Origin of the sequence: Dolichospermum sp. UHCC 0259 (assembly GCF_009711935.1) — a bacterium.
Lineage (GTDB): Bacteria > Cyanobacteriota > Cyanobacteriia > Cyanobacteriales > Nostocaceae > Dolichospermum.
Genome location: NZ_VIKX01000112.1, coordinates 1 through 1,721, shown reverse-complemented (window position 1 = coordinate 1,721; position 1,721 = coordinate 1). Strand labels below are relative to the sequence as shown.

Here is a 1,721-nt window from a genome sequence, read left to right as displayed (position 1 = left end):
TGGGTTTCTCCAGAACGAATCGCACTACCTGCAAAATGGAACACGTTGTAAAGTTTTGTAAATAAAAACTCTACAACCCTTGCCAGGAGTACCTTAACTCTCATCTCAAGTCAAAACTAAAATCCCGTCATCATCCAACAAATTCGGGACAGTCTCCATATCAATCAAATAATCGCCAAAACGCTTAATATGACTGGTCATATAAGGACTCAACGCCGCCACATCTTCACGACTAATTAAATGACCAGCCTTCAATAAATCTCGCAAAACATCAGTTAAATCCGCAACATTGTGGAAAATAACAGCATTAGCAACCAAATCATTATATTTAATAATCTTCTCCTGCTCAATGGGATCATTATTAGCAATCACCCCAAAACCACCAAAGAAAAACCACTTCGAGAAACCATTATAAGCCTCAACAATATTCGTAGCCGCAGTAATCTGTTGTCGTAACTTCATATCTGAAATATATTGCAACAAAAAGATCGTCCTAATCACCCGTCCCAACTCCTGAAAAGCTTGGTATAACCTATTTTTACGACTATAATTTCCTAACTTTCGTAACAACACCGCACTCGAAATCTTACCAGTTTGAATTGACAAGACAACCTGTAAAATATCTTGCCAATGGTTTTCTATCTTGACCCAATCAATCGCATCCTTAAACAAAGAATCAATATGCTCGTAAACCGTATCATTATTGGGACGAAAGAAATTTAAATCCTGCCAATTGCGAATCCGGGGCATTAACTTAATTCCCAACATATATGACAACGCAAACACAGGCGTTGATTGTCCTTGAGTATCTGCATGAATCGTATGAGGTTGAATATCAGAAAGATTTTTTAACAACCCCTCAATAATATAAACAGCCTCCCAAGTCCCACAGGAAATAAAATGACTAAACAGCGCCACATAGGTATCAGAAACATGGTGGTAAGCAATCCCTCCGTAGCCACCATAACGGATATGATACTCCGATAACAGATTCTCCTCGTAGAGTTCGTACTTAGTTCCATCTGCCGCCGCCGTTGTCCCATCACCCCAAATCCCCGGCAGTTTTAAAACATTGTAACGGTTAATAATATCTACCAGAGCTGCATTCAGTTTATCCACACTCACATGACGGCGATTCACAAACAATATTTCCTTAGAGGTGACAATACCTCGCATATGTCTAGCCGCCTGAGTCGGTTCCAAATTACAACCATAGGTAAAACTAGTCAAAAGATAACGTTCCGTTGCCCGTTCTAACTTAGGATCACTTCCACTCATTGGTCCAAAATGGCGAGTAAAATTAGTCCAATAATCAACATTCCGCAGAATATCAATCAAATTCCGTTCCGGAAACCGTTCTTCTACAGCATCAAGTAAAGCCTTAGCTGACGGACTCAAATCATGACGCGGATACTTTTTTAATACAGGTTCACCCAAATCATTAATCACCAGTTGACGATTATCAGGATAAGCAGTATCCACCCGCAAAGCTGTATCAGTTAATAAAGACTTGAGTTGTGCCACAAAACCAACCGCATCATTAGCAAAACCCAAATCCCCACAATACTGGTCAATTAATGGTAAACATTCTAACCAAGGCAACAACTGTTCTCGATGATCTGCATAATTCTCACTTCCCTTTACACAAATATCTCCTGACCTCAATTCGTAGTTTTTCACTCTCCCCCCACTTTCGAGAGTTTATAGGGTAGGTAGAAGTA

General features: G+C 39.8%; 1 pseudogene. It reads right to left on the bottom strand.

The annotated features are described in order from the left end of the window. Positions 1 to 105: 105 nt before the first annotated feature. Positions 106 to 1,668: pseudogene (locus tag FJR05_RS08795) on the bottom strand (transposase); the annotation flags it as partial. Positions 1,669 to 1,721 lie beyond the last annotated feature (53 nt).